Annotated in this window: 13 protein-coding genes; 5 read left to right on the top strand and 8 right to left on the bottom strand. The window is 72.0% G+C overall.

The genetic code is table 11. The features are described from left to right. Positions 1–39: 39 nt before the first annotated feature. On the bottom strand, positions 40–2,097 hold the full coding sequence (locus tag AB0H82_RS21490) for a phosphocholine-specific phospholipase C (protein ID WP_362994985.1): 2,058 nt from the start codon (positions 2,095–2,097) through the stop codon (positions 40–42). A 239-nt stretch (positions 2,098–2,336) separates the two neighbouring features. Between AB0H82_RS21490 and AB0H82_RS21485 the strand changes: the two genes are divergently transcribed. Next, a complete protein-coding gene (locus tag AB0H82_RS21485; RefSeq protein ID WP_362994983.1) occupies positions 2,337–3,578 on the top strand; it encodes a serine hydrolase domain-containing protein in 1,242 nt (413 codons plus the stop codon). Between the two features lie 27 nt (positions 3,579–3,605). On the opposite strand, the gene ppk2 is transcribed toward AB0H82_RS21485, so the two are convergent. After that, entirely contained in the window at positions 3,606–4,565 is a 960-nt protein-coding gene (ppk2, locus tag AB0H82_RS21480; protein ID WP_362994981.1) for a polyphosphate kinase 2, read from the bottom strand. A gap of 99 nt (positions 4,566–4,664) precedes the next feature. On the opposite strand from ppk2, the gene AB0H82_RS21475 reads away from it, so the two are divergent. After that, positions 4,665–5,168 carry an FBP domain-containing protein gene (locus tag AB0H82_RS21475; protein ID WP_362994979.1) on the top strand — a complete coding sequence of 168 codons (504 nt, stop codon included), beginning with the start codon at positions 4,665–4,667 and terminating at the stop codon, positions 5,166–5,168. Positions 5,169–5,206: 38 nt separating this feature from the next. On the opposite strand, the gene AB0H82_RS21470 is transcribed toward AB0H82_RS21475, so the two are convergent. Then, the gene (locus AB0H82_RS21470) at positions 5,207–5,596 is read right to left on the bottom strand and encodes a (2Fe-2S) ferredoxin domain-containing protein (protein ID WP_362994977.1); all 390 of its coding nucleotides are present in this window, start codon (positions 5,594–5,596) and stop codon (positions 5,207–5,209) included. A 53-nt stretch (positions 5,597–5,649) separates the two neighbouring features. After that, positions 5,650–6,990 carry a 6-phospho-beta-glucosidase gene (locus tag AB0H82_RS21465; RefSeq protein ID WP_362994975.1) on the bottom strand — a complete coding sequence of 447 codons (1,341 nt, stop codon included), beginning with the start codon at positions 6,988–6,990 and terminating at the stop codon, positions 5,650–5,652. 149 nt (positions 6,991–7,139) lie between these two features. Between AB0H82_RS21465 and AB0H82_RS21460 the strand changes: the two genes are divergently transcribed. Together AB0H82_RS21460 and AB0H82_RS21455 are read left to right on the top strand one after the other, a co-directional pair. Beyond that, entirely contained in the window at positions 7,140–7,946 is an 807-nt protein-coding gene (locus AB0H82_RS21460; RefSeq protein ID WP_362995170.1) for a hypothetical protein, read from the top strand. Between the two features lie 81 nt (positions 7,947–8,027). Next, positions 8,028–9,338 carry an MFS transporter gene (locus AB0H82_RS21455; protein ID WP_362994973.1) on the top strand — a complete coding sequence of 437 codons (1,311 nt, stop codon included), beginning with the start codon at positions 8,028–8,030 and terminating at the stop codon, positions 9,336–9,338. Between the two features lie 50 nt (positions 9,339–9,388). On the opposite strand, the gene AB0H82_RS21450 is transcribed toward AB0H82_RS21455, so the two are convergent. Genes AB0H82_RS21450 through AB0H82_RS21435 form a run of 4 tightly spaced genes read right to left on the bottom strand, consistent with a single transcriptional unit; the run spans position 9,389 to position 12,657 of the window. Further along, positions 9,389–9,880, bottom strand: a complete 492-nt coding sequence (locus AB0H82_RS21450) for a thioesterase family protein (protein ID WP_362994971.1) — start codon at positions 9,878–9,880, stop codon at positions 9,389–9,391. After that, complete coding sequence (locus AB0H82_RS21445) at positions 9,877–10,830, bottom strand: 3-hydroxyacyl-CoA dehydrogenase NAD-binding domain-containing protein (RefSeq protein ID WP_362994969.1); 954 nt, start codon at positions 10,828–10,830, stop codon at positions 9,877–9,879. The genes AB0H82_RS21450 and AB0H82_RS21445 overlap by 4 nt, the downstream gene beginning before the upstream one ends. Before the next feature lie 39 nt (positions 10,831–10,869). Continuing rightward, positions 10,870–11,763 carry a 3-keto-5-aminohexanoate cleavage protein gene (locus tag AB0H82_RS21440; protein WP_362994967.1) on the bottom strand — a complete coding sequence of 298 codons (894 nt, stop codon included), beginning with the start codon at positions 11,761–11,763 and terminating at the stop codon, positions 10,870–10,872. 54 nt (positions 11,764–11,817) lie between these two features. Then, positions 11,818–12,657 carry a TetR/AcrR family transcriptional regulator gene (locus AB0H82_RS21435; protein WP_362994965.1) on the bottom strand — a complete coding sequence of 280 codons (840 nt, stop codon included), beginning with the start codon at positions 12,655–12,657 and terminating at the stop codon, positions 11,818–11,820. Between the two features lie 246 nt (positions 12,658–12,903). Between AB0H82_RS21435 and AB0H82_RS21430 the strand changes: the two genes are divergently transcribed. Then, positions 12,904–14,781, top strand: coding sequence for an NAD-binding protein (locus tag AB0H82_RS21430; protein WP_362995168.1), 1,878 nt, complete (start codon positions 12,904–12,906; stop codon positions 14,779–14,781). Positions 14,782–14,872 lie beyond the last annotated feature (91 nt).

The raw sequence follows: 14,872 nt of genomic DNA, 5'->3' as shown, positions 1-14,872 counted from the left end.
CCGCTCGGTCGGCAGATGGAAAAGACCTCCTCCCCCCCGTCAGGCCGTGATGATCGCCGGGTCGCTCACGCCCGCCGCGCCGGTCTCCACGTGGCCCGCGAGGCGTCGCAGGAAGCCGGTGTCGGTGTCGGACTTCACCGTCAGGTCGTACCAGCGCTTGCTCGCGCGCAGGTCGACGGTGTGCTCCACGGAGGTGCCGGGTTTGACCTTGAAGGTCTGGCCCGTGCCGCCGTAGGCGTTGGTCACCGTCAGGTTCACGTCGGCGCTGCCCGCGTTCTTCAGGGTCAGCTTGATGTTGCCCGTCGTGCCGTCGTGGCGGGCGACGACCTCGGGGCCCGCCTTCTTGCCGGGGCCCTTGAAGGTGCGCAGGAAGCCGTTGGGGCCGAAGACGGAGAGGTCGTAGGCGTCCTTGGAGTACTTCGAGTTCCAGGTGTCGGAGACGGACTTGCCGGCCTCCGTCGTGTACGTCCAGGGGCCGTCGGTGCGGTTCGCGGAGCGGACGTGGAAGCAGACGCCGGCCTTGGCGCCGCCGCTGAACGTGAGCGTGAACTTACCGGCGACGGGGTCCGCGGCGCCGTCCACCAGCGGGGCGTACGGCAGCGCGCGGGCGGGCCGGGAGCCGCGCTCCTGCTTGGGCAGCGCCGGGTTCGCGGGCGCCTTCGGCACGTAGTCGGGGTGGCGCTTGTTGTCCGGCGGCTCGTAGGCGGCGGTGTCGGGGAGCTCCGCCGGGTCGGTGTCCTTGCCGCTGAAGTCGAAGGCGGAGGTCAGGTCGCCGCAGATCGCGCGGCGCCACGGCGAGATGTTGGGCTCCTTGACGCCGAAGCGCTTCTCCATGAACCGGATGATCGAGGTGTGGTCGAAGACCTCGGAGTTCACGAAACCGCCGGTGCTCCACGGCGAGACGACGATCATCGGGACGCGCTGGCCGAGGCCGTAGTGCCCGGCCGCGTAGGAGGCGTTGCCGGGGAAGTAGTCGAGCGTGGTGTCGACGGTGGACTTGCCCTGGTTGGCGTCCTTGGGCACGTACGGCGGGACGATGTGGTCGAAGTAGCCGTCGTTCTCGTCGTAGGTGATGAACAGGGCCGTCTTCGCCCACACCGCGGGGTTGGAGGTGAGCGCGTCCAGGACCTGCGCGATGTACCAGGCGCCGTAGTTCACGGGCCAGTTGGGGTGCTCGGTGAAGGCCTCCGGGCAGGCGATGTAGGAGACCTGCGGGAGCCTGTCCGCCTTCACGTCGGCCGTGAGGATGTCGAAGTAGCCGTCGCCCGCCTTGGCGTTGGTGCCGGTGCGGGCCTTGTCGTACAGCGGGTCGCCCGGCTTGGCGTTGCGGTACTTGTTGAAGTAGAGGAGCGAGTTGTCGCCGTAGTTGCCGCGGTAGGCGTCGTCGATCCAGCCCCAGTGACCCGCCGCGTTCAGGCCGTCGCCGATGTCCTGGTAGACCTTCCAGCTCACGCCCGCCTGCTCCAGGCGCTCCGCGTACGTCGTCCAGTCGTAGCCGAGCTCCTGGTTGCCGAGGACCGGGCCGCCGCCCTTGCCGTCGTTGCCGACGTGGCCCGTGAGCATGTAGTAGCGGTTGGGGTCGGTGGCCCCGATGAACGAGCAGTGGTAGTCGTCGCAGACCGTGAACGCGTCGGCGAGGGCGTAGTGGAACGGGATGTCGTTCCGCTCCAGGTAGGCCATCGTCCGCTCGGACTTCGCGGGGATCCACTGGTCGTACGCGCCGTTGTTGAACGCCTTGTGGCCGCCCGCCCAGTCGTGGTCGAGGCCCGCGATGAACTGCATGCCGAGGTTCTCGGCGTCCGGGTGGAAGGGCAGCACCTCCTTGCCGCCGCCCCGCTGGTGCCAGACCGGCTTGCCGCTGGGCAGGGTCACCGGGCGCGGATCGCCGAAGCCGCGTACGCCCTTCATCGTCCCGAAGTAGTGGTCGAAGGACCGGTTCTCCTGCATCAGTACGACGACGTGCTCGACGTCCTTGATGGTGCCGGTGGCGCGGGCGGCCGGCAGGGACGCGGCGCGGGCGATGCTCTGGTTGAGCATGGCGAACGTCGCGGTGCCGCCGGCCAGCTGCATGAAGCGGCGCCGATTGAGTTCAGGCATGAATGTTCCGACCTCGTGTTTTGTGGGGGACGTGAGCGGGGTGAAGTGTGCCAAGGGGAGCAAGCGATACGGAAGAGCCTGTGACGGCTGTGTGAAGAGAAGTCCAACCTCCGGCGGGCAGGACACAAGCGCCGGGCATTGAGGCGGAAAACAGCACATTCGGCGCAGGCATTTCTTCACGCGTCGTGCACACCTCCGGCCCTCTTGCGGCGATAGGTGCCGTAGGCAACCATGAGCCCATGACTCTGCGCGTCCATGGCACCTGCGCCCCCGGTTTCGAGCGCGTGCGGGCGGAATTCGAGCGGAACTTCACCGAGCGCGACGACCTCGGCGCGTCCGTCGCGGCCATCGTCGGCGGCGAGCTCGTCGTCGACCTGTGGGGCGGCGACGCGGACCGCACCGGCACCCGCCCCTGGGAGCGGGACACGCTGGTCAACGTCTACTCCACGACCAAGGGGATGACGGCCCTCTGCGCCCATCTGCTCGTCGACGGCGGCGAGTTAGACCTGGACGCGCCGGTCGCGCGGTACTGGCCCGAGTTCGCGCGGGAGGGCAAGGCCGACATCCCGGTGCGCTGGCTGCTGAGCCACCGCGCCGGTCTCATCGCGCCGAGCGAGCCGCTGGCGCCGGGCGGGGTGTACGACTGGGAGAAGGTGACGGACGCGCTGGCGGCGACGCGGCCGTGGTGGCGGCCGGGCACCGCCCAGGGCTATCACGCGGTGACGTTCGGTTTCCTCGTCGGTGAGGTGGTGCGGCGCGTCACGGGTGTCTCGCTCGGGACGTTCCTGCGCGCCGAGGTGACCGGGCCGCTCGGCGCCGACGTCCACGTGGGCACGCCGGAGAGCGAGCACGGGCGGTGCGCGGACATGGCACCGGCCCTCCGCGCCACCGAGGAGCCGGCGCCGGCTCCTTCGGAGTCCGGCGTGTCGCCGAAGCAGGCCCGCACCGTGTTCGGCGATGCGCCGAAGCCCCCCGTGGGCGGTCTGACGGACCATCCGATGGCGCCGGTCACGCTCGCCCTGCAGTACCTGCCGCTCGGCGACGTGAACGCCGCGGCCTACCGCAGCGCGGAGATCCCCGCGGTCAACGGCCACGCCACCGCGCGGGGACTCGCCGCCGTGTACGCGGAGCTGGCGGGCGGCAGGCTCCTCTCCCCCGGCGCCGTGGAGCGGCTGCGCACCCGGCAGGGCGGGGGCGACGAGCCGGACCTGGTGCTGCGGGCGGGCACCCCGCTCGCCGAGAACTGGCCGTGGGGCCTCGGCTACATGCTCAACCAGTTCGGGCAGGCGGGCCCCAACCCGCGGGCGTTCGGGCACGGCGGCGCGGGCGGTTCCTACGCCTTCGCCGACCCGGAGAACGGCGTCTCGTACGCGTACACCATGAACCGCATGGGTGCCGGGACCTCCGGCGAGGACCTGCGCAGCATCCACCTGGTCGGCGCGCTGTACGAGGGGCTGGCCGAGCTGGGCCCGGTGCGGTAGCCGACGACGGGGTCATGACACAGGCTCTCAGGTGTCGGGGTGCCGGCCGGGGCCCCGGTCGTTGGGGGCGAGCTTGCTGGGCGACAGGTCCGTGGCGTCCTCCCCGGGTTCCAGCAGGGTGTTGGCCGGGCCGATGATCAGCGGGTCGGCCTTCCCCACCGCCTCCGTGTCCTTGGCCTCGTAGTCGACCCGCAGCAGCAGGTGCCGCATGGCTTCGAGGCGGCCGCGCCGCTTGTCGTTGGTCTTCACGACGGTCCAGGGGGCGTGCGCGGTGTCCGTCGCCCGGAACATCTCGACCTTCGCGTACGTGTAGGCGTCCCACAGGTCCAGTGAGGCGACGTCGGTGGAGGACAGCTTCCACTGGCGCACCGGGTCGACCTGCCGGATCGCGAACCGGGTCCGCTGCTCGGCCCGGGAGACGGAGAACCAGAACTTGACGAGGATGATGCCGTCATCGGTGATCATCTTTTCGAACAGCGGAGCCTGTTCCAGGAAGTGCCGGTGCTGTTCGGGCGTACAGAACCCCATCACCGGCTCGACGCCGGCGCGGTTGTACCAGGACCGGTCGAAGAAGACGATCTCGCCGGCCGTCGGCAGCTGGGCGACGTACCGCTGGAAGTACCACTGGCCCGCCTCGTGCTCGTTCGGCTTGTCGAGCGCCACGGTCCGCGCGCCGCGCGGGTTCAGGCGCTCGGTGAAACGTTTGATCGTGCCGCCCTTGCCCGCCGCGTCACGGCCCTCGCACAGCACCACGATGCGCTTGCCCTGGTCACGCACCGACTTCTGCAGTTTCAGCAGCTCGATCTGGAGGATCCGCTTGCGCCGCTCGTACGCCCGGCGGCCCAGCTTCTCCGTGTACGGGTAGTTCTCCTGCCATGTCCGCAGGGGCTGCCCCTGCTCGTCGAGGAGCACCGGGCGTTCGGGACGGGCCTCGTCCACCGAAAGGCCCTTGAGCAGATCCTCGCCGTTCCCACCGGTCGGCACCACGCGGTCACCTCTCCCTCGAAAGATCCTCGACGCCTCAGTCGACAGCCTGCCCCAAAAATGGCAGGACGGTCCCCTCGGCCCGTTGGTACCTTGCGGATCATGAAGTCCGTAAGTGAGAACGAGATCCGTGCGTCCTTTGTGAACTGTTCGAAGGGCGAGGCCCGCAGACTCACCCTCCCGGCGGACTTCGCCGACACTCCCTGGTCCGACCTGGACTTTCTCGGCTGGCGGGACCCCAAGGCGCCCGAGCGCGGCTATGTCGTGACGTGGCGTGACGACCGGCCCGTGGGCATCGCCCTGCGCGCCTCCACCGGGGCCCGCAGGAGCATGCTCAAGTCCAGCATCTGCTCGGTCTGCGTGACGCCGCAGTCCGGCTCCGGCATCACGCTGCTCGTGGCCCCGAAGGCGGGCGCGGCGGGCCGCCAGGGCAACTCCGTCGGCCTTTACGTCTGCGCGGACCTGGCCTGCTCCCTCTACGTACGGGGCAAGAGGACCACCGCGCAGGCCCGCCGCCGCCTGGAGGAGAGCCTCACGCCGGAGGAGCAGAACGCGCGGACCATACAGAACCTGAACGGTTTCCTGGACCAGGTCCTCGACGGCTGACCGCAGCCCGGCGCGGGCCTCCGGCCGAAAGACACGCCCTAGCTCGCGCGGGGGTCCACCAGCTGGAGGGTGAGCGTGTCCGAGGGGGCGGCGAGGCCCGGGCCGCCCGCCGCGGCCCAGGTGATTATCCCGTCGAGCGACTCGTCGTCCGTGACGAAACCCACCCAGGCCGCCCGGCCGCCCCGCCTGCGCCCCTCGGAGGAGGGCTGGACCACGACGATGTTGGCCTGGCCGCACGGGCCGAGGCAGTCGCTCGTGCGCACCGCGAACCGGCCGCGCGAGGCCGCCGCCGCGGAGCGCAGCCGCTCCAGCTGCCAGGCGTGGTCGATGCCGGGGTTCTTGCGCGGGTCGCCGCAGCAGCAGCCCCGGCACACGACGAGCGTGCAGGGGCGGCGGGCGGCGGCACCGATGGAGACGACGGGACTCATGTCGTGATCATCTCAGGTGGGCTCACCGCGGGTGCGATCACCTCGGGGTGTGATCACCTCAGGTACGCGAGCCCGGGGTGCACGCCCCGGTAGCCGTCCACCAGGCGCCGCGCGACGGTCACGGAGTCGACGAGCGGGTGCAGCGCGAACGCCTTGACGGCGGTGGCCGCCGAACCGCTGTCCGCCGCTTCGAGCACCTCGCGCTCGACGGCCTTGACCGCGCACACCAGGCCGGTGGCGTGGCCGGGCAGCGGGGCCACCGACATGGGGTGGGCGCCGTTGGCGTCGACGGAGCAGGGCACCTCGATCACGGCGTCCGCGTCCAGCGCGGCGAGGGTCGTGCCGTTGCGGACGTTGAGGATCAGCGTCGACCGCTCGTCGCGTGCGATGGCCCGCATCAGCGCGAGGGCGACCTTCTCGTACCCGCCGGACTCCAGGTCCTCCTCGGCCCGCTCCCCGACGCCCGCCGCTTCCCTGTTCTCCGCCATGTACGCCGCCTCACGCTCGGCGAGAGTGTCGTTCCAGGCCTTGAGGGCGTGTGTGTCGGGGTGGCGCATGTCGGCGTAGAAACGCGCCTGTTGGTGGTGGAGGAAGGCGCCGCGGGTCCGCTCGGCCCTCTGGTAGGCGCGCACGGTGTCGCGGTTGAAGTAGTAGTAGTGCAGGTATTCGTTGGGGATCATGCCGAGCGACTGGAGCCAGTCGGGGCCGAACAGCCTGCCCTGTTCGAAGGCGACGAGGAGTTCGGGTTCGGCGAGCAGGCGCGGCAGTTCGTCGTGGCCCCCGATGTGCAGGCCGCGCAGCCAGCCCAGGTGGTTGAGGCCCACGTAGTCGATGAAGGCCTCGTCGGGGTTGCCGCCGAGCACCTGCGCGATCCTGCGGCCGAGGCCCACGGGCGAGTCGCAGATGCCGATGACGCGGTCGCCCAGGTGGCGGGACATGGCCTCGGTGACGAGGCCCGCGGGGTTGGTGAAGTTGATGACCCAGGCGTCGGGGGCGAGCCGGGCGACGCGGCGCGCGATGTCGACGGCGACGGGCACGGTGCGCAGTCCGTACGCGATGCCGCCCGCGCCGACCGTCTCCTGCCCGAGCACTCCCTCGGCGAGGGCGACGCGTTCGTCGGCGGCGCGCCCCTCCAGGCCGCCGACGCGGATGGCGGAGAACACGAAGTCGGCGCCGCGCAGCGCCTCGTCGAGGTCGGTGGTGGCGGTCACGGAGGGCGCGTCCGGGACACCGGCGGCCTGGTCGGCGAGGACACGGGCGATGGCGTCGAGCCGGGCCGCGTCGAGGTCGTGCAGCACGACGTCGGTGACGCGGCCCTCGGCGCGGTCGCCGAGGAGAGCCCCGTAGACGAGCGGCACGCGGAACCCGCCGCCGCCGAGAATTGCCAGCTTCACGTCTGAACCGCCTTCTGTCGGACCGTTATCACCGGTGCTCACGTTACGTACGATGACGCGGCAGCGTTCCGACCCCCCACGGAGGTAGCGCCCCGATGACCCTTTGGAAGGCATCAACCGCCCTGCTCGGCACCGTCGCCCTGGCGGTGATGACGGGCGGCGCCGCCTCGGCCGCGCCCGCCTCGCCCGGCGGCTGGCAGGAGACCGGCACGTCGTACGTCAACTCCCTCACCGGCAGCCAGGGCCTCGCGAGCCGCGCCGACGGCGGGCTCCTCCACCGCGGCCTCGGCTCGATACCCCTCGACCTGCGCGCCAAGGGCTGGGGGCACATAGGCGACCCGGACATCGCGGACGGCCACACCTTCGACGCCTACCAGGGCGGCGACAGCGCGCGGTCGAAGATGTTCGCGGTCACGACGCCGGACGGGAAGCGCCACCTGTACGAGCACCGGCTCGACGCGGGCGAGAAGCTCAACAACTCCTTCGCGGCCGTCTCGCCCGACGCGCGGTGGCTGGTCTCCGGCGAGTGGGGCGACCAGCACCGCCTCCAGGTGTTCCCCGCCCCGCTCCTCAACCCCTCGACCCCGCCCGCCGGCGGCGCGCTCCCCCAGGCGGGGCAGATCACGCTCGACAAGCCGGTGCGTGACATCCAGGGCTGCGACTTCGCCTCCGCCACGCGCCTGGTGTGCGCCTCCAACGACGCGTCCAAGGAGCTGTTCCCCGTGGACCGCCCGGTCCTCCAGGTCGATCTGGAGCGCCCCCTCGACGGGCAGCCGGTAACAGGCCGCGTCACGAGCCTCTTCGCGGCGCCGCAGCGCAGCGTCTGCTCCGGCACGTTCGAGACGGAGGGCGTCGACTACGACGCCGCGCGCCGCACCCTGCGCGTCGAGGTGGTGCCGCCCGTGCCGTGCCTGGTGACGACGGCGGTGTACGCGTACAAGCCGACGACCGGCTGAGCGCTCGCCCTGCGGACGCGGGCCCGTCCGTCTGCCGGACAGGACGTGTGGGGCGCCGCGGGGCAGGGGAAGGTCGTGATCATGACACAGCACGACCAGCAGGTGGCCGCCACCGGTCCCGTCCCCTCCCCCGCCGCCGAGCGGCGCCCGATACGGCAGCTGCTCGCCGCGTCGGTCGGCAACGCCGTGGAGTGGTACGACTGGTACGCGTACACCTTCCTCGCCACGTACATCGCCGACCAGGTCTTCCCCAAGGGATCCGGCAACTCCCTCGTCCCGCTGCTCTCCACGTTCGCCGTCTTCGCGGTGGGCTTCTTCATGCGGCCCGTCGGCGGGCTGTTGATGGGAGCGGTCGCCGACCGGCAGGGCAGACGGGCGGCGCTGACCGTCACGATCCTGCTGATGGGCGGCAGCAGTCTGCTGGTCGGCCTGACCCCGACCTACGCGGCCGTGGGCGTGCTCTCCCCGATCGTGCTGGTGCTGGCCCGGCTGCTCCAAGGACTCTCCGTGGGCGGGGAGTTCGCGGCGTCGACGACGTTCCTCGTCGAGTCGGCGGGCCCGGGGCGGCGCGGACTCTTCTCCAGTTTCCAGTACGTCTCCACCAGCATCGGCCAGCTCGCGGCGTCCGGCATCGCCGCCCTCCTCGTCGCCACGCTCTCCGACGGGCAGATGGACGGCTGGGGCTGGCGGCTGCCCTTCTTCGTCGGGGCCGCGCTGAGCCTGGTCGGCTTCTGGATCAGGCAAGGGGCGCACGAGACGCACCGGGCGCCCGCCGAGGAGGGCGACCGGCCGGGGCTCTTCGACGCGCTGCGGCACCATCCGCGCCAGTCCCTGCTGATCTGCGGCATCACGGCGGGCGGCACCCTCGCCTACTACACCTGGACGTCGTACCTGCCGACGTACGCCGAGCTGAACACGGACATCAGCAAGGGCCAGGCGCTCCTCGCGGGCACGGTGTCCCTCGCCTTCTTCACCGTGCTCCAGCCGGTGGGCGGGCTGCTCTCCGACCGGGTCGGGCGCAGGCCGCTGCTGCTCTTCTTCGGCGTCGGCTTCGCCGCCCTGAGCGTGCCGCTGCTCAAGTCCCTCTCGGGGTCGTTCGGTTCGCTGCTGCTCGTGCAGTGCGCGGGCATGGTGCTCCTGACCGGCTTCACGTCGATCTCGGCGGCCGTGAACGCCGAAGTCTTCCCCGCGCGGGTGCGGGCGGCCGGGATCGGCTTCCCGTACTCGCTGACCGTCGCGGTGTTCGGCGGCACGGCCCCGTACATGGGCACGTTGTTCAAGGAGATCGGGTCTCCTGGGTTGTTTCCCGTGTACGTGGCCGTGCTGTGTGTTGCTTCGTCGGCCGTCTATCTGAGGCTTCCGGAAACTGCTCACAAGCCCCTCGAACGGTGAGTTCTGTATCTGCCGGTTCGTTGTGGCTGATCGCGCAGTTCCCCGCGCCCCTAAGCCACCCGGGGCACCCCGGCGATCGAGCGGCCCGCCCACTCCGGGGCCGGTTCCGTCAGAGCCGTGAGGTGGTCGCGGATCCCGTCCGGGAACGGGGTCGCGCGGCCCGCGTTCCGGTCGACGTGGAGCGCGAGGAGCTCCGTGGTGGCCACGGGGGTGGCGTCCGGGGCGGGTTCCGCGCCCTCGGCCTCGACCACGTACATCTCGTGCGTGAACCGGGCCTTCTTGGCGTCCGCGCCCAGTATGCGGGTGCGGAGGGTGAGGTGGGAGCCCTCGGCGACGTCGTCGAGGTACCGGACGTGGGCCTCGACGGTGTAGAGGGAGCAGCCGGTGGACTCGCGGTAGCCGGCGTGCAGGCCCGTCTCGATCATCATGGCGTCGGTGGCGTAGCCGAAGACGAGGACGTAGAAGGCCTCGCTCATGTGGCCGTTGTAGTCGATCCACTCGGGGCGCACCGTCCGGTGGAACAGGGGCAGGGGCTCGGTCACTCGGTGCCTCCGGGGAGCCGGCCCGTGGCGCGCAGGACGTCGATGACGCCCTGGTCCCGCTCGGCGACGAGGTCCGCGATGGTGCGGCCGTTCGCCGCCTCGTCGCACCCTGCGACCACGGCGTCGTACAGCTTCTTGTCGAGTTCGGGCGCTTCGAGGCGCGTCCACGGCGACTTCAGGGACGGGCCGAAGTGGTCGAGCATGTGGGCCATGCCGCCCTCGCCGCCCGCGAGCGCGAAGGTGAGCATGGGGCCCATGAACGCCCAGCGCAGCCCTGGCCCTTCGGTGATGGAGTCGTCGATCTCCCGGACGGTGGCCTCACCGTTGGCGACCATGTGCAGCGCCTCGCGCCACAGGGCTTCCTGGAGGCGGTTGGCGATGAAGCCGGGCACCTCGCTCTTCATGGTGATGACGGATTTGCCCGCGACCTCGTAGAACCGGGACGCCCAGGCCACGGCGGAGGCGTCGGTCCGCTCGCCGCCGACGACCTCGACGAGGGGGATCAGGTACGGCGGGTTGAAGGGGTGCCCGACGACGAGGCGGCCCGGCGTGGCGGCCTCGGTCTGCATGTCGGTCATCGGGTAGCCGGAGGTGGAGGAGGCGATGACGACGCCGGCGGGGGCGGCGGCGTCCACCTGCGCGAGGAGCTCGCGCTTGAGCTCCAGCTTCTCGGGGGCGCTCTCCTGCACGAACTGGGCGTCGGCGACGGCCTCTTCGAGGGTCGCGGTGACGGTGAGGCGGTCCCGCGAGGCGCCCTCGGCGAGGCCGAGCTGGGTCAGCGCCGGCCAGGCGGCCTCGACGAGACGACGCAGCCGCTGCTCGGCGTCGGGCGCGGGGTCCCAGGCGGTGACGTCGTAGCCGCGGGCCAGGAAGTGGGCGACCCAGCCGCCGCCGATCACGCCGGCGCCTATGCAGGCGACGCGGCGGACTTCTTCAGGGGTGGTGGTCATGAGGGGGGTCCTATCCGTGCTGCCGGTGGGGGGGGAGCGCTACGCGCGGGGCTTGAGCCCCAGCTTCTGCCGGGCCTCGTCGGGGGACGCGACCCGAGAGCCCAAGCTCTCGGTGATCTGCACGGCACGCTCCACGAGCTGCGCGTTCGTCGCCTTGTTGCCCTTGCCGAGGTAGAGGTTGTCCTCCAGGCCGACGCGGACCTGCCCGCCGAGCAGGATGGACTGGGCGACCCACGGCATCTGCATGCGGCCGAGCGCGAAGCTGGCCCACTGGGCGCCTTCGGGCAGCATGTTGACCATGGACTGGAGGACGCCCGGGTCGGCGGGGGCGCCCCACGGGATGCCCATGCAGAGCTGGAAGACGGTGGGGTCGTCGAGCAGCCCTTCGGCGAGGAGCTGCTTGGCGAACCACAGCTGGCCGGTGTCGAAGATCTCCAGCTCGGGGCGGACGCCGAGCTCCTGGATGCGCTTGGCGCCCTGCCGGAGCATGTCGGGGGTGGAGACGTAGAGGTTGCTGCCGTCGCCGAAGTTGAGGGAGCCGCAGTCCAGGGTGCAGATGTCGGGGAGCAGGTCCTCGACGTGCGGGAGGCGGTCGAGGCCGCTGACGAGGTCGGTGCCGGGGAGGTGGTTGAGGGGCTCGTCCGGGTCGATGACGAGGTCGCCGCCCATGCCCGCGGTCAGGTTGATGACGACGTCGGTGCCGGTCTCCTTGATGCGCTCGACGACCTCGCGGTACAGGCGCGGGTCGCGGGAGGGGGCGCCGCTCTCGGGGTCGCGGACGTGGATGTGGACGACGGCGGCGCCCGCCTCGGCGGCCTCGACCGCCGAGGTGGCTATCTGCTCGGGCGTGACGGGCACGTGCGGGCTCTTGCGCACGGTGTCGCCCGCGCCGGTCAGGGCGCAGGTGATGATGACGTTGTCGTTCACGGGCATGCTGAACTCTCCCTGGGGGATGGGGGGGGGTGGAGCCGGGCGTCGTACGAGGAGTCAGTGCGCGGTCAGCGTCGCGTCGACGTAGGCGGTGAGGGCCTCGTGCATGTCGTCGGGGCCGGTGCCGGGTCCGTCGGGGGCCGCGGCGAGGACCTGGGTGGCGAGGCCGTCGATCAGGGCGGTCAGGCGCAGCGCCGCGGCGTCGGGGTCGGCGGGGCGGAAGACGCCTTCGGCGGTGCCGCGGCGGATGACGTCGGCGACGGTGGTGCGCCACTGGCGGTAGTAGTCGGCGTGCAGGCGGCCCACGGCGGTGGAGCGGGCGGCCTCCGCCCACAGGTCGAGCCAGACGCTCCACTGCCAGCGCTGCTGCGGGGTGCGGGGGATCTGCAGCTCGATGAGCTGGCGGAGTTCGTCGGCGGTGTCCGCGGCGTCCGCGACCCGGGCCGCCCTGCGCGCGGTGTCCTCGTCCATGCACCAGCGCACGGCGGCTTCGAGGAGGTCGTCGCGGCCGGGGAAGTGGTAGTGGATGGCGGCGGTGCTGGTGTCGCAGGCCGCCGCGATGTCCTGCACGCGTACGGCGTGGAAGCCGCGCTCCGCGATGAGGCGGACGGTCTCGCGGACGATCTGCAGGGGACGGCCGCCCTCGGGCGCCACGGCGCGCTCACGCCGGGCGGCGGGCTCCGGGGGCCGGGCGGCGCCGAGCAGCCAGCCCGCGTCGACCCCGCCGGTATCGGCGATGCGGGCGAGCTCCGCGGCCGTGAAGCGCCGGGTGCCGCCCAGCGAGCGGGAGAGCTTGGAGGGGTCCATGACGATACGGCGGGCGAATTCGCGCTGGGTCACGCCGGCATCGGCGATCACCTTGCGGACGCGGTCCGCCACCTCGGGGTCGTACTGCATGGTCGGCGACCCTACCCGTGCATTGCGGTGAACACAACGCAGGCGCAGGGCCTCCGTCACCTCATTCCCCCAATCCACCACGAGTTGAGGAGATCCTGAGGAGAAATTGCGTTTCTGACTGACGCATCAGTCACTGCTTACCCCAGCCGCCCGCGGAACCGGCCGGCCACGTGAGGCACTCTTCCTTCTGTGTCGCACGCATCTTCGTTTCCCCCACAGCGCCCGCCGCTGCCCTTCCCCGGCCACATGGTCGTGTGCGGCGGTGACAACGCCCTCGCCCACCGGCTCGCCGCCGAACTGCGCGGTGTCTACGGCGAGCAGGTCGTTCTCGTCGTGCCGCCCGCGGGGCGTGGTGAGCCGAACCGGCTGACGGGGCGGGCCCGGACGACGGCGCTGATCGGGCGTATCACCGCCGCCGTCTCGCGCACCACGGGGAACGGAAACGGGGACGGCCACGCCGAGAACGGCGACCCTGCCGGCCTGCCGCGGACCCTGGAGGCCGCCGACCTCACCGACGACGTCCTGGCCGACGCCGGCATCCCGCAGGCCGCCGCGCTCGCGCTCATGCACGACGACGACGAGACCAACATCCGCACGGCGCTCGCGGCCCGCAGGCTCAACCCCCGGCTGCGCCTGGTGATCCGGCTGTACAACCGCAAGCTCGGGCAGCACGTGGAGGAGTTGCTGGACCAGGCGGCCGCCGTGGCGGGGCTCGCCACCACCGACGCCAGCGTCACCGTCCTGTCCGACGCGGACACCGCGGCCCCGGCCCTCGCCGCCACCGCCGTCGCCGGTACCAGCAAGGTCGTGCACGCCGACGGGCTGCTGCTGCGCGCGGTGGAGCGGACCCCGCCGGCGCCCGGCGAGGTGGCGCCGCGCGGCCTCGCCACCCTCGCGCTGCTCTCGGCCACCGCCAACGACCCGGCGGGCGCGGAGGGTTCGGACGACGCGGGCGTCGGCGCGGGGCCCCGGCTGCTGCCGGACGACGCCGCCGTCGCCGCCGCTCCCGGGCGGGGCGCGCTGGTCCTTGAGACCGTCTCGTACTCCGGTTCCGCGCCGCCGCCCGGATTCCTCGCGGGGCGCGGCGTGCCGCTGCGCGAGCTGTTCTCGCGGCGGCTGCGCTGGTCGGTGGCCGGGTTCGCGGCGGCCGTCGTCGGCATGGCCATCGCGTCGATCGTCACCACCGAGGACACCACCCCGCTGCACGCCACGTATCTGACGCTCCTGGACCTCTTCTCGATCAACGACCCGGCGACGGAAGGGCCGATGAGCCGGCAGGTCCTCCAGCTCCTCGCCGGGCTGGTCGGGCTGCTGCTCCTGCCGATCCTGTTCGCCGCCGTCCTGGAGGCGCTCGGCACGTTCCGCACCGCGTCGTCGCTGCGCCGCCCGCCGCGCGGCCTCTCCGGCCACGTCGTCCTGCTGGGCCTCGGCAAGATCGGCACGCGCGTGCTCGCCCGGCTGCGCGAGCTGGACATCCCGGTGGTGTGCGTGGAGGCCGACCCGGAGGCGCGCGGCATCTCCCTGGCCCGGCGCCTGCGCGTGCCGACCGTGATCGGGGACGTGACGGAGGAGGGTGTCCTGGAGGCGGCCAAGGTGCACCGCGCGCACGCCCTGCTCGCGCTGACCAGCGCGGACACCATCAACCTGGAAGCGGCCCTGTACGCACGGTCGGTGAAGCCCGATCTGCGGGTGGCGCTGCGGCTGTACGACGACGAGTTCGCGACCGCCGTCTACCGCACCCTGCGCGCCGCGCACCCCGGTGCCCTCACCCGGAGCCGCAGCGTGTCCGCGCTGGCCGCGCCCGCGTTCGCCGGGGCGATGATGGGCCGGCAGATCCTGGGCGCGCTGCCCGTCGAGCGCTCGGTGCTGCTCTTCGCGGTGCTCGACGTGTCGTTGCAGCCGCAGCTGACGGGCCGCACCATCGCCGCGGTGTTCCGGCCCGGCGCCTGGCGCGTCGTGGCCCTGGAGCGCGCGTCCGGCCAGCGGCCCGGTCTGTCGTCGGGCCTGGAGTGGGAGCTCGACCCGGAGTACGAACTGCGCCCCGAGGACCGCGTCGTGCTGGCCGCGACCCGTCAGGGCCTGGCCGAGCTCCTCGCCCGCAGACCGCTGCCCGCCCAGCCCTGAGAGCCTGTCTTTGAACCCCCGTCGTTCGCGCGGAGCGCGGGCGCAGCGGCGGATTGGGGCCTCCCCTGCTCAAGCGGAGCCGAGAGCTTGG

The sequence above is a fragment of the Streptomyces sp. NPDC050732 genome (assembly GCF_040654255.1).
In the GTDB taxonomy this organism is placed as follows: Bacteria; Actinomycetota; Actinomycetes; order Streptomycetales; family Streptomycetaceae; genus Streptomyces.
The sequence above is the reverse complement of the archived record's forward strand: the minus strand, read 5'-3'. Positions and strand labels throughout refer to the sequence as shown.

Excerpts from the sequence above, each read along its gene's own strand:
- AB0H82_RS21490 (WP_362994985.1), bottom strand. The coding sequence starts at position 2,097 with ATGCCTGAACTCAATCGGCGCCGCTTCATGCAGCTGGCCGGCGGCACC.
- AB0H82_RS21430 (WP_362995168.1), top strand. The coding sequence starts at position 12,904 with ATGGTCGTGTGCGGCGGTGACAACGCCCTCGCCCACCGGCTCGCCGCC.
- AB0H82_RS21455 (WP_362994973.1), top strand. The coding sequence starts at position 8,028 with ATGACACAGCACGACCAGCAGGTGGCCGCCACCGGTCCCGTCCCCTCC.
- AB0H82_RS21435 (WP_362994965.1), bottom strand. The coding sequence starts at position 12,657 with ATGCAGTACGACCCCGAGGTGGCGGACCGCGTCCGCAAGGTGATCGCC.
- AB0H82_RS21485 (WP_362994983.1), top strand. The coding sequence starts at position 2,337 with ATGACTCTGCGCGTCCATGGCACCTGCGCCCCCGGTTTCGAGCGCGTG.
- AB0H82_RS21460 (WP_362995170.1), top strand. The coding sequence starts at position 7,140 with ATGACGGGCGGCGCCGCCTCGGCCGCGCCCGCCTCGCCCGGCGGCTGG.
- AB0H82_RS21445 (WP_362994969.1), bottom strand. The coding sequence starts at position 10,830 with ATGACCACCACCCCTGAAGAAGTCCGCCGCGTCGCCTGCATAGGCGCC.
- AB0H82_RS21475 (WP_362994979.1), top strand. The coding sequence starts at position 4,665 with ATGAAGTCCGTAAGTGAGAACGAGATCCGTGCGTCCTTTGTGAACTGT.
- AB0H82_RS21440 (WP_362994967.1), bottom strand. The coding sequence starts at position 11,763 with ATGCCCGTGAACGACAACGTCATCATCACCTGCGCCCTGACCGGCGCG.
- AB0H82_RS21470 (WP_362994977.1), bottom strand. The coding sequence starts at position 5,596 with ATGAGTCCCGTCGTCTCCATCGGTGCCGCCGCCCGCCGCCCCTGCACG.